We start from the raw sequence: 16072 nt of genomic DNA, 5'->3' as shown, positions 1-16072 counted from the left end.
GGTGAGGCGAGTTAGAACTCGCCTCACCACTCACGACCGCGGCGGCAGACCTAGTCCTCGTAGGTGAGGTTCTTGCCGTTCGACGGGTCGAACAGCTTGATCTTGTCCGCGTCGTACCAGACCTCGAGGTCGGCGTTCTCCTTCGCCGACGACTCGGCCGAGAGACGGGCGACGATCTGGGACTCCGCGCCCGGGACGTCGGACGAACCGCTGTCCGCGGCCAGCTCCGCCAGTTCCTCGGACGTCGCCGTTTCGCCCTCCACCGTGAAGTGGGCGAACTTCTCCGACCCCATCGACTCGAGCACGTCGATGTGCGCGGTGAAGGAGGCGCCGCCCGCCTTCTGACCGGCCTCCACCAGCGCCGCGTCCTCGAAGTGCTCCGGCCGGATGCCGACGATGAGGTCGCGGGGCGCGTTCGCCCGCTCCACCAGCTGCCGGACGCGGTCGGTCAGCGGCGTCGTGCCCAGCGCACTCCGCAGCTCGTTGTTCTCCAGCGTCGCCGGGACGAAGTTCATCGACGGCGAGCCGATAAACCCGGCCACGAACAGGTTCGCCGGGTTGTCGTAGAGGAACTGCGGCGAACCGATCTGCTGCACGTACCCGGCCCGCAGCACCACGACCCGGTCGCCCAGCGTCATGGCCTCGGTCTGGTCGTGCGTCACGTACAGCGTCGTCGTGCCGAGCTGCTTCTGGATCTTCGACACCGACGTCCGCATCTGGCCGCGCAGCTTGGCGTCCAGGTTGGACAGCGGCTCGTCCATCAGGAACGCCTTCGGGTTCCGGACGATCGCCCGGCCCATCGCGACGCGCTGGCGCTGGCCACCGGAGAGGTTGGCCGGCTTGCGGTCCAGGTGCGCGGTCAGGTCGAGGATCGTCGCCGCCTCCTCCACCTTCGCCCGCACGATCTTGTCGTCGACCTTGGCCAGCCGCAGCGGGAAGGCCATGTTCTCCCGGACGCTCATGTGCGGGTAGAGCGCGTAGGACTGGAACACCATCGCGATGTCCCGGTCCTTCGGCGCCTTCTCGTTGACGCGCTGGCCGTCGATCCGCAGTTCGCCGGAGGAGATGTCCTCCAGGCCGGCCACCATGTTCAGCGTCGTCGACTTCCCGCAGCCCGACGGGCCGACCAGGATGATGAACTCGCCGTCGGCGATGGTGATGTCCACTTCGGACACGGCGAGCGCGCCGTCGGGGTACTTCTTCGACACCTTGTCGAGGACGATTTCTGCCATGACTACCCCTTCACCGCACCGGAGGTCAGCCCCGCCACGATGCGACGCTGGAAGAACAACACGAACACAATGATCGGGATGGTGATCACGACCGCGGCCGCGCTCACCTGCCCGGTCGGGTCCTCGAACTGCGAGGACCCGGTGAAGAACGACAGCGCCGCCGGCACCGTGCGCGACGCCGTGGTCGACGTCAGCGAGATGGCGAACAGGAAGTCGTTCCAGCAGAAGATGAACACCAGGATCGCGGTGGTGAACACCCCCGGCGCGGCCAGCGGCGCGATCACCTTCCGGAACGCCTGCGCCGGGGTGGCGCCGTCCATCTTCGCCGCCTTTTCCAGCTCCCACGGGATTTCCCGGAAGAACGCCGACAGCGTGTAGATCGACAGCGGCAGCGCGAACGTGATGTAGGGCAGGATCAGGCCCGGCCACGTGTCGAACAGCCCGATGTTCCGTTCGATGTTGAACAGCGGCGTCACCAGCGACACCTGCGGGAACATCGCGATCAGCAGCGACAGCCCGACGAGGACCTGCTTGCCGGGGAAGTCTAGCCGGGCGACCGCGTACGCGGCCATCGTGCCCAGCACCACCGCGATCACGGTCGAGATGATCGCGATGCCGATCGAGTTGACCAGCGCCAGCAGGAACTCCGACGTCTGGAAGATGTCCGCGTAGTTCTGCCAGGTCCACGACTGCGGGATGAACGACCCGTCGGTGATCGTGTCCTTGGTCTTGAACGACAGCGAGACGACCCAGAGCACCGGCACCAGCGCGAACACCAGCACGAGGATGTCGACCAGGCCCCACCTGACTTTGCGGCCCGTCGTGACGGTTCCCATCGTCATCAGCGCTTACCCCCGTTGTCCGAACCCGGTGCGGCCGTGCCGAACACCTTGATGAAGATGAACGCGATGATCGCCACCGTGATGAAGATCAGCACCGCCATCGTCGATCCGATGCCGAGGTTGAGGCCCTTGACGAGGTTGTCGTAGGTCTGCATCGACACCGAACCGGTGTCCTGCGCGCCGTTGGTGAGCACGTAGATGTTGTCGAAGATGCGGAACGCGTCGAGCGTGCGGAACAGCAGCGCCACCAGGATGGCCGGCTTCATCACCGGCAGCATCACCTTCGTGAACCGCTGCCACGCGCTCGCGCCGTCCATCGCCGCGGCCTTGAGCAAGTCGTCAGGGACCAGCGCCAGGCCGGCCATCAGCAGCAGCGCCATGAACGGCGTGGTCTTCCACACCTCGGCGCCGATGATGATGAACAGCGACGGCCACCGGTCGGTGAGCGGGGCCGCGTCCGAGGCCAGCATGTTCGCCAGGTAGCCGGTCTTCGGCGTCCACGCGTAGTACCACGAGAACGCCGCGACGACCGTGACGATGCCGTACGGGATCAGCGCGACGGTGCGGACCAGGCCGCGGCCGACGAGCGTCCGGTGCATGATCAGCGCCAGCGCCATGCCGAGCACGAACTCGATGGCCACCGACACCACGGTGAGGAACATCGTGGTGCCGAACGCCGTCCACCAGTACGAACTGGACAGCACGGCGCCGTAGTTGTCGAAGCCGATGAACTGCTGCTGCGCCGGGAACCGCAGGTCGTACCGCTGCAGCGACAGCCAGAACGAGTAGATGATCGGGTAGCCGGTGACCGCGATCATCACGATGAACGCGGGCGCGCACAGCCACAACCCGAGCCGCCGCTCGGCCCGTTTCCCTTCGGAGAGGGCGGGTTTGCCCACCTTGTGGGACGTCGCCTCCCCGGCGACGGTGGCCCCGGTGGTTTCGGCCGGGGTCGAGTCCTGGACGGTCACGGGATCACTCCCTTCGACTGGAGCGCGTCACCGAGCTGCTCGCGCAGCTTGGCCGCGGTGGCTTGCGGGTCGATGTCCGACGGCGGCGAAAGCACCTTCGACATGACCGTCGAAGCGTTCTGGTACGCCGGGGTCAGCGGACGGACCGCGGCGGTCTTGAGCGCGGCGAGGATCGCCTCGCGCATCGGGTACTGGATCGCCATGTTCGGGTTGTCGGCCGAAGCCGGCTTGCCCGGGTCGAGCGGGACGTCGTTGTGGTACACCGATTCGATGCTCGGCGGCACGCCGTCGTTGATCGCGGAGATCTTCTGGCTTTCCGGGCTGCGCAGGCACAGCGCTGCCTCGAACGCCTCCGGCTTGTGCTGCGAATAGGTGCTCACCGCCAGGTCGAACCCGCCGATGGTGGTCCGCGCGGGCATCCCGGCCTGCGCCGCCGGGTAGACCGCCCACTTGAAGTGCGCGAGGTCCGCCTTCTTGTCCTTGGCGTAGGCGGCGTAGACGTAGGGCCAGTTGAGCTGGAAGGCGGCCTGGCCGCGCTGGAACGCCTGCCGGATGTCGTCTTCCTTCATGTTGCTCAGCGACGGGTCGGTGAGCCCCGACGTCGAGACCTTCTTGAGCAGCTCCAGCGCCTTCACGGCGCCGTCGTCCATCACCACGGACTTGCCGTCGTCGGACAGGATGTGCCCGCCCATCGACGCGACCAAGGTGTTGTAGAAGACGACCAGGCCTTCGTACTGCGCGCCGGTGAACACGATCTCGTAGGGCTTGCCCCGTTGCTTGAGCTCCTGGGACTCCTGCATCATCTCGTCCCACGTCGCCGGCGGCTTCGGCGTGACCCGGTCGTCGTACCAGAGCAGCTGGACGTTGGTGTTCTTCGTGGCCGCGTACAGCTTCCCGTTGTGGGTCGCGGTGTCCAGCGGTCCCTGCAGGACGCCCTGCGACGCCTCGGTCTTGTTCTGGCCGGTCCACTCCTCGGCCCAGCCGGCCTCGGCGAACTCCGACACCCACGTGACGTCGAGGCCCAGGATGTCCATGGCGGTGTCGCCGGCGGCCAGCCGGCGCGCCATCTGCAGCCGCTGGTCGTCCGCCCCGCGCGGCAGCTTGTTGTAGACGATTTCGTACTTCCCGGCCGCCTTCACGTTGCAGGCGTCGACGACTTTCTGGAAGTTGTCCTCGGGCGACATGTAGATGTTGATCTTCAGTCCGGAACTCGTCCCGCACCCGGCCAGCATGCCGGTCACCAATGCCCCTGCCCCCAGCAGGACTGCGGTGCGGCCGGGCGAGCGTCCCCGTTTGCCCGCGCCGATCCTCTTCCCCATAAGGCCTCCTCACCCGCGTGCACGCCGGTTACCGCGGGACCCGGCGGGCACCGCGACGCGATGAAGGCGAAACCGCGCCAGCACCCCGACGTGCTAGTGCTCGGGCCGCCGCGCTGGTTGGGCGAGGCCGCCCGACTGGTGTCGGTCAACTTATGCCGGGCGATCACACCCCGCAAGCAGTATCGGTAACGATTCAGCCCACCGCGCACCGAATCGTGATTCTTCCCTGGTAAGAGCGGGGTTTTCTAGGGGTTGGCAGACGGCGGTTTAAGGGCCAGTTTGGCCAGCAGTTCCCGGCCCTGCTCGGCCGAGCGCGGCTGGCACAGGACGTCGTAGCGGCCGGCGACGAGCTGGCTCGCCGAGGAGAAGTCGCGGCGGCCCCGGGACATGCTGTACCCGATCGCGGCGAACATCAGCCCGGACAGCACCCCGAGCACCAGCCCGGTCAGCACCTGCAACGCGAAGCCCTGGTTGACGAACAACCCCAGCAGCAGCCCCGCGAACAGGCCGAACCACGCGCCGGACACCGCGCCGGTGCCCAGCACGCGGCCCCAGCTGAGCCGCCCGATCACGCGCTCGACGAGCATCAGGTCGACGCCGACGATCGTGACGTCGCCGACGGCGAATTCGTTCTCGGCGAGGAAGTCGACCGCCTTCTGCGCCTCGCCGTAGGTCGCGTACGACCCGATCGGCCAGCCGGTCGGCGGAGTCGGCAGCCGCGGCAGCCCACCGGGCGCCCGGCCCCCGCCAAAGGGACTACTCACCATCATCACCTGCGCACTCGTGGGTCCTGGGTGTCCATCTTGTCAAGAACACCCGGACCGTGCGAGCCGCTTACCCCGAAAGGCCGGGCGGCCGTTTGTCGACAGGGCGACAAACAGCGCGGGCACTTTCACGTGAAAGTGCCCTTCAGGAGCGCGACTTGTACTCCCGCAGCAGGCCACGGCTGATGATCGTCTTCTGGATTTCGCTCGTGCCCTCGCCGATGAGCAGGAACGGCGCCTCGCGCATGAGCCGCTCGATCTCGTACTCCTTGGAGTAGCCGTAACCGCCGTGGATCCGGAACGCGTCCTGCGTGACCTCCGCGCAGTACTCCGAAGCGATCAGCTTCGCCATCCCGGCCTCGACGTCGTTGCGGGCGCCGGAGTCCTTGAGCCGGGCCGCGTTCACCATCATCAGGTGCGCCGCCTCGACCTTGGTCGCCATCTCGGCCAGCTTGAACGCGACGGCCTGGTGCTCGGCGATCGCCTTGCCGAACGTCTTGCGCTGCTGGGCGTACTCCACCGCGAGCTCGAACGCCCGGATCGCGATGCCGCAGGCGCGCGCGGCGACGTTCACGCGGCCGACCTCGACACCGTCCATCATGTACGCGAAGCCCTTGCCCGGCGCTTCGCCGAGCACCATGTCGGCGCCGATCTTGTAGCCGTCGAAGACCGCTTCGGTCGTGTCGACACCCTTGTAGCCCATCTTGTCGATCTTGCCGGGAATGGTGAGCCCGGGCGCCACCTCGCCGAAGCCCTCCGGCTTCTCGACCAGGAACGTCGTCAGGTTCTGGTGGGGCTTCTCCGCGCCTTCGTCGGTCTTCACCAGCAGCGCGATCAGGTTGGACGAGCCGCCGTTGGTCAGCCACATCTTCGAGCCGTCGATGACGTAGCCGTCATCGGTCTTCTTCGCCTTGGTCTTGATCGCGGCGACGTCCGAGCCGAGGTCGGGCTCCGACATCGAGAACGAGCCGCGGACCTCGCCGGTGGCCATCCGCGGCAGGAAGTGCTGCTTCTGCGCGTCCGTGCCGTGGCGGGAGATCATGTGCGCGACGATGAAGTGGGTGTTGATCACGCCGGACACGCTCATCCAGCCGCGCGCGATCTCCTCGACGACCAGCGCGTAGGTCAGCAGCGACTCGCCGAGCCCGCCGTACTCCTCCGGGATGGTGATCCCGAACAGGCCCATCTCCTTCATGCCCTCGACGATGTCGGCGGGGTAGGTGTCGGCGTGCTCGAGCTCCTGCGCGTGCGGGATGACCTCCTTGTCCACGAACTGGCGGACGGTCGCGAGGATCTCCGACTGCACGTCGGTCAGGCCGGCGGTCTGGGCGAGACGGGCCATCACGGCTCCCTTTCCGGATACGACGCCGCTCCCGGCGCTGGGTTACCGGTGAGTATGACCCGAAACGCCCGGCGCTGCTATGAGGGCGCTCACGCTCCGGTGAACCGCCGGGCCCGGCCGGCCCGGGCCGCCCCCGGCTAACGTGGTCCCCACACGCACGAGGGGACCCGCCATGACCGACCCGTCCGGGGACAAGGACCGCCCGGCCGCCGACCCGACCGTGGCCTACGACCCGCCACCGGCCGCGGAGGCAGCGTCCTACGAGCCGGAGAAGTACGACCCGCCGGCCGGTGACGCCACCGTCGCCGAAGAGCCCGCCCCGGAGACGACCGCGGCCGCGAAACAGCCGGCCGGCGCGTACGAAACCCCAGTCGCGGAGCAGCCCGGCCATCTGCCGCCCGGCGCGTACGAAACTCCCGCCGCCTACATCCCTGGCACGCCGTACGCGCCCCCGGGACAACCGATCCCGCAGGGCTATCAGCAGCCGTACCAGCCGGCCTACGGACAGCCGTACGCGCAGCCCATGCCGTACGGGCAGCCCTACGCCGTGCCGCAGCGCGGGCAGGACAACGCGCTGGCGATCGGCGCCCTGGTGTGCTCGATCCTCGGCTTCTGCTCCGGGATCTCCGCGATCGCCGGGCTCGTCATGGGCCACATCGCGCTGAGCAAGACGAACCGCGGCGAAGCGGGCGGCCGCGGCCTGGCCACGGCCGCCGTGATCGTCGGCTACGTCGTCATCGCGCTCTGGGTCGGCTTCTTCACCACCCTGATCATCCTGGGCGCCAACGGCACTCTCCCCAGCTAGTCCGCCGGCAGCACCGCGTCGCCCGGGCTGCGCGGAGACGGCGTCGCGTGGCCGTTCACCTCCGGGTTCGGCTCGGCCGGCGGTTCCACCGCCGGTTGTCCGACCGCCGGCGGTGCGGGCGCCGGGGCGGCCTTCGGCGTCTGCGCGTCGAGGAAGCGCAGCAGCTCCACCGGGAACGGCAGCACCAGCGTCGAGTTCTTCTCCGACGACACCTGCACGACGGTCTCCAGCAGCCGCAGCTGCAGCGCCGCCGGGGTGTCGGCCATCTGCGCGGCCGCCTGCGAGAGCTTGTACGACGCCTGCAGCTCACCGTCGGCGGAGATGACGCGTGCGCGCCGTTCCCGCTCCGCCTCGGCCTGCCGCGACATCGAGCGCTTCATCGCCTCCGGCAGCGCGACGTCCTTGATCTCGACGCGGTCGATGTGGATGCCCCAGTCCAGCGCCGGGCTGTCGATCATCAGCTCCAGGCCCTCGTTGAGACGCTCGCGGTTGGAGAGCAGGTCGTCGAGGTCGCTCTTGCCGATGATCGAACGCAGCGACGTCTGCGCGACCTGGCCGACCGCCGACCGGTAGTCCTGGACGTTGACCGCCGCGACGATCGGGTCGATGACCTTGAAATAGACGACCGCGTCGACCCGGACCGTGACGTTGTCGCGGGTGATGCCGTCCTGGGCCGGCACCGGCATGGTCACGATCTGCATGTTGACCTTCTGGATCCGGTCCGCGAACGGCATGAGCACCGCCAGGCCCGGTTCCCGCACGGTCGGCCGCACCCGGCCGAACCGGAAGACGAGTCCGCGTTCGTACTGCTTCACCACCCGCACGCTCGACGCGAGCCAGGCCCCGCCCGCGATGACGACGGCGCTGAGGATCTCCACCACCATGGCTGCTCCCGGGGTTAAGTTTTCCCCTGAAATCCCAGCGTACGCCCGCCGGGAAGCTGACGAAACGCGCTGGACGCGGCTGCCAGGCTGACGGGGTGACCGAGTTCCGGATTCCCCCGCTGTTCGCCGCCCGCGCGCCCCGGGTGCTCGGCGACGGCGCCGTCGCGTGGCTGGCGGCCCTGCCGGACCTCGCCGCCGGGTACGCCCGCAAGTGGGGCCTGACGTTCGAGGGCGAGGCGATGCACGGCTACGTCGGCGTGGTCCAGCCCGCGCGCCTGCCCGACGGCACGCCGGTGGTGCTGAAGCTGGGCTGGCGGGACGCGGAGTCGGCCGACGAGCCGCTCGCACTGTCCACATGGGCCGGTCGGGGTGCGGTGCTGCTGCTGGCCGCCGCGCCGGCCGACGGCGTCCTGCTGCTCGAACGGCTCGACGCCCGGCGCACCCTCGACGACCTCCCGCTGCGCTCGGCGATCCCGCTCATCGGTGGCCTGGCGCGGCGGCTCGCCGTCCCCGCGCCCGCGTCGATGCGCCGGCACCTGCGTGCCGAAGCGGCGCGGTTGACCGAAGAACTCCCCCGTCGCTGGGCGGAACTCGGCGAACCGTTCGACAAGCGGCTGGTCGCCGACGCCGTCGCGATCTGCCGCGAACTCGGGCCGTCGGCGGGTGAACTGCTGGTGAACGAGGACCTGCACTTCCAGAACGTGCTGGCCGGCACGCGCGAGCCGTGGCTGGTGATCGACCCGAAGCCGCTGGCCGGCGACCTCGAGTGGGGCGTCGTCCCGCTGTTCTGGAACCGCTTCACCGAGTCCACACTGGACGAACGGTTCGCGCTGATCGTCGCCTCTCAGGAACTGGACGCCGCGAAAGCACGGGCGTGGACGCTCGTGCGGGCCGTGCAGAACTGGATCTGGATGCTCGAGGAGTACACGGAGTCCGGCGAGGACAGCGACGACCCGGCCTTTCTCACAGTGCCGGAAATCGCTACCTGGGCGGCCAGCCGATAGTGTCACCGGCATGGCCGGGGTCAACAGGGTTTTCGCAGCTCAGCTGTCCGGGTTGCCGGTATTCGGCCCGGACGGCGAGTCGATCGGCCGGGTCCGCGACCTGGTGGCCGGGCTGCGGCTGGACGCCCAGCCGCCGCGGATCCTCGGCCTGGTCGTCGAACTGACCACGCGGCGGCGCGTCTTCGTCCCGATGCTGCGGGTCACCTCGATCGAGCCGACCGCCGTGACGCTCGCCACCGGCTCGGTCAACATGCGCCAGTTCAACCAGCGGCCCAACGAGGTCCTGGTGCTCGGCCAGCTGCTGGACGCGCACGCGTCGCTGGCCGGGTCCGGCACCCGGATCACCGTCGTCGACGCCGGGATGGAGCCGACCCGCACCCGCGACTGGGTGCTGGCGAAGCTCGCCATCCGGGAGCGGCGGGTCGGGCTGGGCCGCCGCCGGTCGGCGATGCAGGTGCTGCCGTGGTCGGAGGTGGCCGGGCTCGGCCTGAGCGACCTCGCCGTCCAGCCCCAGGGCGCCGGCCAGCTGCTCATGCTGTTCGACACCATGCGCCCGGCGGACATCGCCGCAACCGTGCGCGACCTGCCGCTGAAGCGGCGCCACGAGGTCGCCGACGCGATGGACGACGAGCGCCTCGCCGACGTCATCGAGGAACTGCCGGACGACGACCAGAAGGAGCTGCTGGCCTACCTGGCCGAGGAGCGCGCGGCCGACGTCCTCGAGGCGATGAACCCCGACGACGCCGCCGACCTGCTGGCCGAACTCGCACCGGCCGAGCAGAGCCGGCTGCTGGAGCTGATGGAGCCGGAAGAGTCGGCGCCGGTCCGGCGGCTGCTGGAGTACTCGTCGGACACCGCGGGCGGCCTGATGACGCCGGAGCCGGTGGTGCTGACGCCGGACACGACGATCGCGGAGGCCCTCGCGCACATCCGCAACGCCGAGCTGCCGCCCGCGCTGGCCAGCATGGTGTTCGTCTGCCGCCCGCCGACAGCGACGCCGACCGGGCGTTACGTCGGCGTCGTGCACTTCCAGCGGCTGCTGCGGGAGCCGCCGGCGGAGCTGGTCGCCAGCGCCGTCGACACCGGCCTGCCACCGCTGAAACCGGGCGCGTCGCTGGCCGAGGTCACGCGCTACTTCGCGGCCTACAACCTGACCTGCGGGCCGGTCATCGACGCCGAGGACCACCTGATCGGCGCGGTCACCGTCGACGACGTCCTCGACCACCTGCTGCCCGAGGACTGGCGGGAGACCGGGCTGCACGACACCTTGGAGGAAGACCGTGCCTGAGCTGACTTCGGGACGGCGGCTGGACCAGCCCCGCGGCCAGAACCGGTTCAGGCTGAACATCGACCCCGACACGTTCGGCCGGCTGTCCGAGCGCCTGGCGCGTTTCCTGGGCACCGGGAAGTACCTGTTCTGGCAGACGCTGATCGTGATCGTCTGGGTGGTGCTGAACATCACGGCGGTGTCGCTGCAGTGGGACCCGTACCCGTTCATCCTGCTCAACCTGGCCTTTTCGACGCAGGCGGCGTACGCGGCCCCGTTGATCCTGCTGGCGCAGAACCGCCAGGACGACCGCGACCGCGTCTCCCTGGACGAGGACCGCAACCGGGCGGCCCAGACGAAGGCGGACACGGAGTACCTGGCCCGGGAGCTGGCGGCGCTGCGGCTGGCGATCGGCGAAGTGGCGACGCGCGACTACCTGCGCAGCGAGCTCGACCGGCTCCGCGAGGACCTGTCCATCCAGCCCAGGAAGTCCCGCAGCTCTACTGGCTCGTAACATGGGGTGGGTGACCAGCACCCAGCAGCTCCCCAGCGTCGACGACGTCCGCAGCGCGCTGAAGAGCGTGCAAGACCCGGAGATCCGGAAACCCATCACGGACCTGGGGATGGTCAAGGACGTGGTCGTCGGCGACGACGGCGTCGTGACGGTCGGGATCTACCTGACGGTGGCGGGCTGTCCCCTCAAGGCGACACTGACCAACGACACGCGCGAGGCGGTCTCGAAGCTGCCCGGCGTGGTCGACGTCCGGGTCGAGCTGGACGTGATGAGCGACGAGCAGCGGTCGGAGCTGCGGAAGAGCCTGCGCGGCGACGCGGCGGAGCCGGTGATCCCGTTCGCCCAGCCGGGCTCGATGACGCGGGTGTACTGCGTGGCCTCGGGCAAGGGCGGCGTGGGCAAGTCGTCGGTGACGGTGAACCTGGCGGCGTCGATGGCCGCGCGCGGCCTGTCGGTGGGCGTGGTGGACGCGGACATCTACGGCCACTCGATCCCCCGCATGCTGGGTGCGCGCGAGAAGCCGACGAAGGTCGACACGATGATCATGCCGCCGCAGTCCCACGGCGTGAAGGTGATCTCGATCGGCATGTTCACCCCGGGCAACACCCCGGTGGTCTGGCGCGGCCCGATGCTGCACCGGGCCCTGCAGCAGTTCCTGGCGGACGTGTTCTGGGGCGACCTGGACATCCTGCTGCTGGACCTCCCCCCGGGCACGGGCGACATCGCGATCTCGGTGGCCCAGCTGATCCCCAACGCGGAGATCCTGGTGGTGACAACCCCCCAGCAGGCGGCGGCCGAGGTGGCGGAGCGGGCGGGTGCGATCGCGCTGCAGACCCGCCAGCGCGTGGCCGGGGTCATCGAGAACATGTCATGGCTGGAGCAGCCGGACGGCTCCCGGCTGGAGCTGTTCGGCTCCGGCGGCGGCCAGACGGTGGCCGAGTCGCTGTCGAAGTCGATCGGCTCCGAGGTACCGCTCCTGGGCCAGGTACCGATGGACCCGAGGGTGGTCACCCAGGGCGACGCGGGCACGCCGATCGTGCTGTCGGAGCCGGAGGCCCCGGCGTCCGTGGTGCTGAACGACGTGGCGAAGAAGCTGTCAGTCCGGGCACGCGGCTTGGCGGGGATGATGCTGAACGTGACCCCGGCGGGGCGCTGAGGCTTGGAGTTGGGCTCGGCCCTTCTCCATGCGTCTGCTGTAACGCCTCTGGCGGTTTCTGCGGGGTGGCGACTTCGCTGGTCCGTGCAGGCTGGTCGTGAAAACCGGGCGGGCGCAACGGGCTCCGGCCCCGGCTGGCGAGCCATCCCGCTGAGTCGCGTCAGCTGAGACCCCGGTCGCGGCCCTCGTAAGCCGTCACGCGCCCTGTGGGCCCCTCCGCCCACCCCCGGAAACTCCGCCGCCCTCGGCGGTTTCTAGGGGTGGTTGCAACACCTGAGTGTCCAGGAGTTGCTTCGTGTCCAGACGGGATCGGGATCGGGTCCCGCGGGATGTGGGATCTATCAGCCGCACGCCACCCATGAACTGGCGGCCGGTTGCCGGCCTCGGCCGAAGACCAGCAAACTGGCAGCGGACGCAGCGTTACGGGCGAGCGTCCAGGATGGGCTGGATACGCGGTGGAGTCCGCAGCAGATCACCCGCCGGCTCCGCCGCGACTATCCCGACCGGCTGGGAGTGGCATGTGAGCTGCTGCGAACCGTCTACCAGGCGTTGTATGTGCAGGCCCGGGGTGGGTTGCGGCGGGAGGTCGCTGACCGGGCAGTGCCCGGCCACTGGGAAGGCGACCTGATAATGGGCGCCCACAACCGCACGGCAATCGGGATCCCGGTGGAACGGTCCACCCGGTATGTGATGCTGCTGCACCTGTCCGCCGGCTACACGCCGAGCCTGGTCCGGGACGCCCTCACCACCAAGATCGCCTCTTTGCCTGAGCAGCTGCGCCGATCGCCGACCTGGGACCAGGGCAGTGAGATGCACCTGCACATCCAGGTCACCCAGGCCACGAACATGCCGGTCTACTTCTGCGACCCGCACACCCCCGGCAACGCGGCTCCAACGAGAACACCAACGGCCTGCTGCGGCAGTACTTCCCCAAACACACCAACCTGAGCGTTCACACCGCCGAGCACCTGAACGCCGTCGCGGCCGAACTCAACGACCGGCCCCGAATGACCCTCAACTGGGACAGCCCCGCCGAACGCATGACACAGTTACTCACCACCCACAACCAGCAGCAGTGTTGCAACGACCGCTAGAAACCGCCCCTTGGGGGGCGTCCCCAAGTCCAGTCTACCGAGGCCACCCGACGAAGAGCCGGAAACGGCGGCCGGGCGGCCGGCTTGTCCACATCACGGCCGGGCTGTGGACGGCCGGTAGGCGTAGTGGATGAGCCCCGGGTGCAGCTTCCCCACCCGGTCGTAGAGCGCCCGCGCCGGCGCGTCCTCCAGCGTGTTCCAGTAGAGGCTCGGGAAACCCTGCTCCTCCGCGTCCCGGGCCACCCACTCGATCATCGCCGTCGCGACGCCCTGCCGGCGAACCGCAGCGTCCACGAACAAGTCCGCCAGGTAGCACTTCCCCGCGTACCAGACGCTCGCGTGGAACAGGTAGTGCGCGACGCCCACCAGCTCGCCGTCCAGGCGGGCGGCGATGCCGCGGATCCGGTCGTCGTCGAGCAGGCGGCGCCAGGTCCGCTCGTAGGCGTCGTCACTGCGTTCGACGTCGAAGTACGCGTCCTTGCCCCGGGCCAGGACTTCCCATCGGGCGCGGTCAGGTTCGGTGAGGAAGCTGATCGAGAGCAAGCTACGTGGCGTCCGGGTCGATCGGCGGGCGCTCGCCCGGCTTGAGCGGCTCGGGCGCGGACTGCGTCTGGCCGACCGGGTGGCCGTTCGAGCCGTTGGTCCCGTTCGTGCCGTTGGTCCCGCCCAGGTTCGGGCTGCCGTTCGTGATGCCCTTCAAGCCGAGGGGATCCGCGTCGCCGTCGAAGAGGTGCTGCGTCACCACCCGTTTCGGGTCGAAGTTCCGCAGTCCGCGCAGGTCTTCCAGCGGCTTGCGCAGCTGGTCGAACTCCGGGCCCATCTCCTCGCGGAGCTGCTCCCTCGCGCCCGTGGCGAACTCGCGGACCTTGCGCACGCTCTTCGCGAGCCAGGACGCCGCCTCCGGCAGCCGTTCCGGGCCGAGGATGAAGAGACCGGCGATGATGAGGACGAGGATTTCCCCCCATCCGACACTGTCGAACACCCGTCTACCTCCGCTCGGAACCTACCCGCCCAGGGTACCCGCCCCCTGCCGCGCTGCGGCAGGCCGAACGCGGGAACTCAGTCGGAAGCCAGGGTTACGTCCACGACGAAGCTCGCGCCGTCGCGCGCGAGCGACACCGGGACCACTTCGCCGACGTCGTGCGCGCGGACCGCGACCGTCAGTTCCGCGGAGTCGCGCACGAGCCGGTTGCCGATCTTCGTGATCACGTCGCCCTCCTTGATGCCCGCGTTCGCGGCCGGGCCGCCGGGCGCGACGTTCTTCACCTGGGCGCCCATCGTGGACGAGCCCGCGACCGTCGACGACGCGTTGATGCCGATGTCGGCGTGCTGCACCTTGCCGTCCTTGATCAGCGCCTTCGCGATCTTGATCGCGTAGTCGCTCGGGATGGCGAAGCCGATGCCGATGCTGCCGCCGTCCGCGCCGGCGGACCGGATCGACGAGTTGATCCCGACCAGCGCACCGGTCGAGTCGACGAGCGCGCCGCCCGAGTTGCCGTGGTTGATCGCGGCGTCGGTCTGGATGGCCTCGTAGGTGACCGGCGGGGCGCCGTTGTCGCCGCCGGCGGTGATCGGCCGGTTCAGCGCGCTGACGATGCCGGCGGTCACCGAGTTCTGCAGCGCCAGCGGCGAGCCGATCGCCATCACGGTGTCGCCGACCTGCAGGTCCGCGGACTTGCCGACCTGCAGCACGGTCGGGTTGGTGACGTTCACCTTCACGACGGCGAGGTCGGTCTTCTGATCGCCGCCGACGAGCTTGGCTTCGGTGCGGGTGCCGTCGATGAAGACGGCGGTGATCTTGACGCCCGGGTCCGCGGCGGCGGAGGAGATGACGTGCTCGTTGGTGAGGACGTAGCCCTGCGGGTCGATCATGACGCCGGAGCCCTGCTCACCGGATTCGGCGCCGGGCTTGAACACCTCGAGCGAGACGACGGCGGGCGCGACGCGCTTGGCGATCTCGGCGACCGAACCGGCGGGCCGTTCCTTGCCCGCTTCGGCTTCGGAGATGGTGGCGGAGCCGGTGAGCTCGTTGCCGGTGTCGCCGACCCACCAGCCGACGAAGCCGCCGGCCGCCCCGACGAGCAGCGCGACGATTCCGAGCAGGACGAGCGCCTTCGGCTGCACGCGCCGCCCGAAGAGCACCTCGGGCAGGCTGAGCAGCGCCCCGGGCGGCCGTTTGACGGGCTTCTCGTCGTCCTCGGCGGGCACGGCGGGCCCGGAGAGCACGGCGGCGGCACCGGGATCGCGCCACGGATCACGGGTGCCTGTCCACAGGGGAGGTTCGGCATCCGGCGCGTCACCGGTGGCTTCCCGCGGACGTTCGAGCAGCACGCCTTCGGCCCCGGGCGGCCGCCGGAACGCCTCGGCGAGCGACTCGGGCGCGGGCGGAGCGAGGTTGACGCCGTTGGTTTTCCGCGGGGAGTAGAGCTTGTCGAACGCCCCGTCGACACCCTGCGGCCTGCCGAAAACGGCGGCCTGCGCCGGATCGACGGCCGGCCGCGCGAGCGGCCGTGGGCCCAGCCGGTCGGCTTCACGCGCGCCGGGCTGCTCGGGATTCACGTTCGGCTCGGTCATCATTCCCCGGTGCAGAAGATCAGGTGGCTGGGCGTGACGATACCCAAGCCCAGTGCTCCGAGTCTGCCGGTCGGTGGGTGAAGTGGCTGTTTCTTGGACGGCTTGCCCACAGGGTCACCGTGATGTGGACAGCTCGGGGCGGAGGCGGCCTGAACGGGGCTTTTCGTCGGGGGGTCCCGATAGGCTGGACATGGGCACGCCCCCCTAGGGAGGGCGGGGGCTGCGCTGGCGGGGGCTGCGCTGGCGGGGGCTGCGCTGGCGGGGGCTGCGCTGGCGGGGGCTGCGCTGGCGGGCTCTGCGATTG

Annotated in this window: 15 protein-coding genes and 1 pseudogene; 6 read left to right on the top strand and 10 right to left on the bottom strand. The window is 69.5% G+C overall.

From position 1 onward, the window contains the following. Positions 1-50 precede the first annotated feature (50 nt). The 6 genes from ugpC to AB0M93_RS48770 all read right to left on the bottom strand — a co-directional run bounded on the left by ugpC (position 51) and on the right by AB0M93_RS48770 (position 6470). Positions 51-1232 (bottom strand): sn-glycerol-3-phosphate ABC transporter ATP-binding protein UgpC, encoded by a 1182-nt coding sequence (gene ugpC / locus AB0M93_RS48795; RefSeq protein ID WP_364288475.1) that lies wholly within the window; start codon positions 1230-1232, stop codon positions 51-53. A 2-nt stretch (positions 1233-1234) separates the two neighbouring features. Continuing rightward, complete coding sequence (locus tag AB0M93_RS48790) at positions 1235-2074, bottom strand: carbohydrate ABC transporter permease (RefSeq protein WP_364288473.1); 840 nt, start codon at positions 2072-2074, stop codon at positions 1235-1237. Continuing rightward, the gene (locus AB0M93_RS48785; RefSeq protein ID WP_364288480.1) at positions 2074-2973 is read right to left on the bottom strand and encodes a sugar ABC transporter permease; all 900 of its coding nucleotides are present in this window, start codon (positions 2971-2973) and stop codon (positions 2074-2076) included. The genes AB0M93_RS48790 and AB0M93_RS48785 overlap by 1 nt, the downstream gene beginning before the upstream one ends. A gap of 68 nt (positions 2974-3041) precedes the next feature. Further along, the gene (locus AB0M93_RS48780) at positions 3042-4364 is read right to left on the bottom strand and encodes an ABC transporter substrate-binding protein (RefSeq protein WP_364288471.1); all 1323 of its coding nucleotides are present in this window, start codon (positions 4362-4364) and stop codon (positions 3042-3044) included. A 245-nt stretch (positions 4365-4609) separates the two neighbouring features. Further along, complete coding sequence (locus AB0M93_RS48775; protein WP_364288478.1) at positions 4610-5134, bottom strand: general stress protein; 525 nt, start codon at positions 5132-5134, stop codon at positions 4610-4612. Positions 5135-5273: 139 nt separating this feature from the next. Next, positions 5274-6470 (bottom strand): acyl-CoA dehydrogenase family protein, encoded by a 1197-nt coding sequence (locus AB0M93_RS48770; protein ID WP_364288468.1) that lies wholly within the window; start codon positions 6468-6470, stop codon positions 5274-5276. A gap of 172 nt (positions 6471-6642) precedes the next feature. On the opposite strand from AB0M93_RS48770, the gene AB0M93_RS48765 reads away from it, so the two are divergent. Continuing rightward, positions 6643-7275: a DUF4190 domain-containing protein gene (locus AB0M93_RS48765; RefSeq protein ID WP_364288465.1), complete on the top strand. Its 633-nt coding sequence runs from the start codon at positions 6643-6645 to the stop codon at positions 7273-7275. Here AB0M93_RS48765 and AB0M93_RS48760 read toward each other — a convergent pair. Beyond that, entirely contained in the window at positions 7272-8159 is an 888-nt protein-coding gene (locus tag AB0M93_RS48760; protein ID WP_364288462.1) for an SPFH domain-containing protein, read from the bottom strand. The genes AB0M93_RS48765 and AB0M93_RS48760 overlap by 4 nt on opposite strands. Before the next feature lie 95 nt (positions 8160-8254). Here AB0M93_RS48760 and AB0M93_RS48755 point away from each other — a divergent pair, with 95 nt between their 5' ends. From AB0M93_RS48755 to AB0M93_RS48735, 5 genes and pseudogenes are all read left to right on the top strand, one after another. Beyond that, complete coding sequence (locus AB0M93_RS48755; protein ID WP_364288459.1) at positions 8255-9163, top strand: aminoglycoside phosphotransferase family protein; 909 nt, start codon at positions 8255-8257, stop codon at positions 9161-9163. A gap of 10 nt (positions 9164-9173) precedes the next feature. After that, positions 9174-10451: a CBS domain-containing protein gene (locus tag AB0M93_RS48750; RefSeq protein WP_364288456.1), complete on the top strand. Its 1278-nt coding sequence runs from the start codon at positions 9174-9176 to the stop codon at positions 10449-10451. Next, positions 10444-10944 carry a DUF1003 domain-containing protein gene (locus AB0M93_RS48745; RefSeq protein WP_364288453.1) on the top strand — a complete coding sequence of 167 codons (501 nt, stop codon included), beginning with the start codon at positions 10444-10446 and terminating at the stop codon, positions 10942-10944. The genes AB0M93_RS48750 and AB0M93_RS48745 overlap by 8 nt, the downstream gene beginning before the upstream one ends. Before the next feature lie 10 nt (positions 10945-10954). Beyond that, complete coding sequence (locus tag AB0M93_RS48740; RefSeq protein ID WP_364288450.1) at positions 10955-12100, top strand: P-loop NTPase; 1146 nt, start codon at positions 10955-10957, stop codon at positions 12098-12100. A 339-nt stretch (positions 12101-12439) separates the two neighbouring features. Continuing rightward, positions 12440-13194 (top strand): annotated as a pseudogene (locus AB0M93_RS48735) (IS30 family transposase); the annotation flags it as partial. Positions 13195-13287: 93 nt separating this feature from the next. Here AB0M93_RS48735 and AB0M93_RS48730 read toward each other — a convergent pair. The 3 genes from AB0M93_RS48730 to AB0M93_RS48720 form a co-directional block, all read right to left on the bottom strand. Then, complete coding sequence (locus AB0M93_RS48730) at positions 13288-13737, bottom strand: GNAT family N-acetyltransferase (protein ID WP_364288447.1); 450 nt, start codon at positions 13735-13737, stop codon at positions 13288-13290. A 1-nt stretch (position 13738) separates the two neighbouring features. Further along, entirely contained in the window at positions 13739-14176 is a 438-nt protein-coding gene (tatB, locus tag AB0M93_RS48725) for a Sec-independent protein translocase protein TatB (protein ID WP_364288444.1), read from the bottom strand. Between the two features lie 77 nt (positions 14177-14253). After that, complete coding sequence (locus tag AB0M93_RS48720) at positions 14254-15771, bottom strand: trypsin-like peptidase domain-containing protein (RefSeq protein WP_364288441.1); 1518 nt, start codon at positions 15769-15771, stop codon at positions 14254-14256. Positions 15772-16072 lie beyond the last annotated feature (301 nt).

The sequence above is a fragment of the Amycolatopsis sp. NPDC051102 genome, from assembly GCF_040682815.1.
In the GTDB taxonomy this organism is placed as follows: domain Bacteria; phylum Actinomycetota; class Actinomycetes; order Mycobacteriales; family Pseudonocardiaceae; genus Amycolatopsis.
This window is presented reverse-complemented; position numbering and strand designations above follow the sequence as displayed.

Coding starts and splice junctions, on each gene's coding strand:
- AB0M93_RS48765 (WP_364288465.1), top strand. CDS start 6,643: ATGACCGACCCGTCCGGGGACAAGGACCGCCCGGCCGCCGACCCGACC.
- ugpC (WP_364288475.1), bottom strand. CDS start 1,232: ATGGCAGAAATCGTCCTCGACAAGGTGTCGAAGAAGTACCCCGACGGC.
- AB0M93_RS48720 (WP_364288441.1), bottom strand. CDS start 15,771: ATGATGACCGAGCCGAACGTGAATCCCGAGCAGCCCGGCGCGCGTGAA.
- AB0M93_RS48750 (WP_364288456.1), top strand. CDS start 9,174: ATGGCCGGGGTCAACAGGGTTTTCGCAGCTCAGCTGTCCGGGTTGCCG.
- AB0M93_RS48760 (WP_364288462.1), bottom strand. CDS start 8,159: ATGGTGGTGGAGATCCTCAGCGCCGTCGTCATCGCGGGCGGGGCCTGG.
- AB0M93_RS48770 (WP_364288468.1), bottom strand. CDS start 6,470: ATGGCCCGTCTCGCCCAGACCGCCGGCCTGACCGACGTGCAGTCGGAG.
- AB0M93_RS48790 (WP_364288473.1), bottom strand. CDS start 2,074: ATGACGATGGGAACCGTCACGACGGGCCGCAAAGTCAGGTGGGGCCTG.
- AB0M93_RS48780 (WP_364288471.1), bottom strand. CDS start 4,364: ATGGGGAAGAGGATCGGCGCGGGCAAACGGGGACGCTCGCCCGGCCGC.
- AB0M93_RS48775 (WP_364288478.1), bottom strand. CDS start 5,134: ATGATGGTGAGTAGTCCCTTTGGCGGGGGCCGGGCGCCCGGTGGGCTG.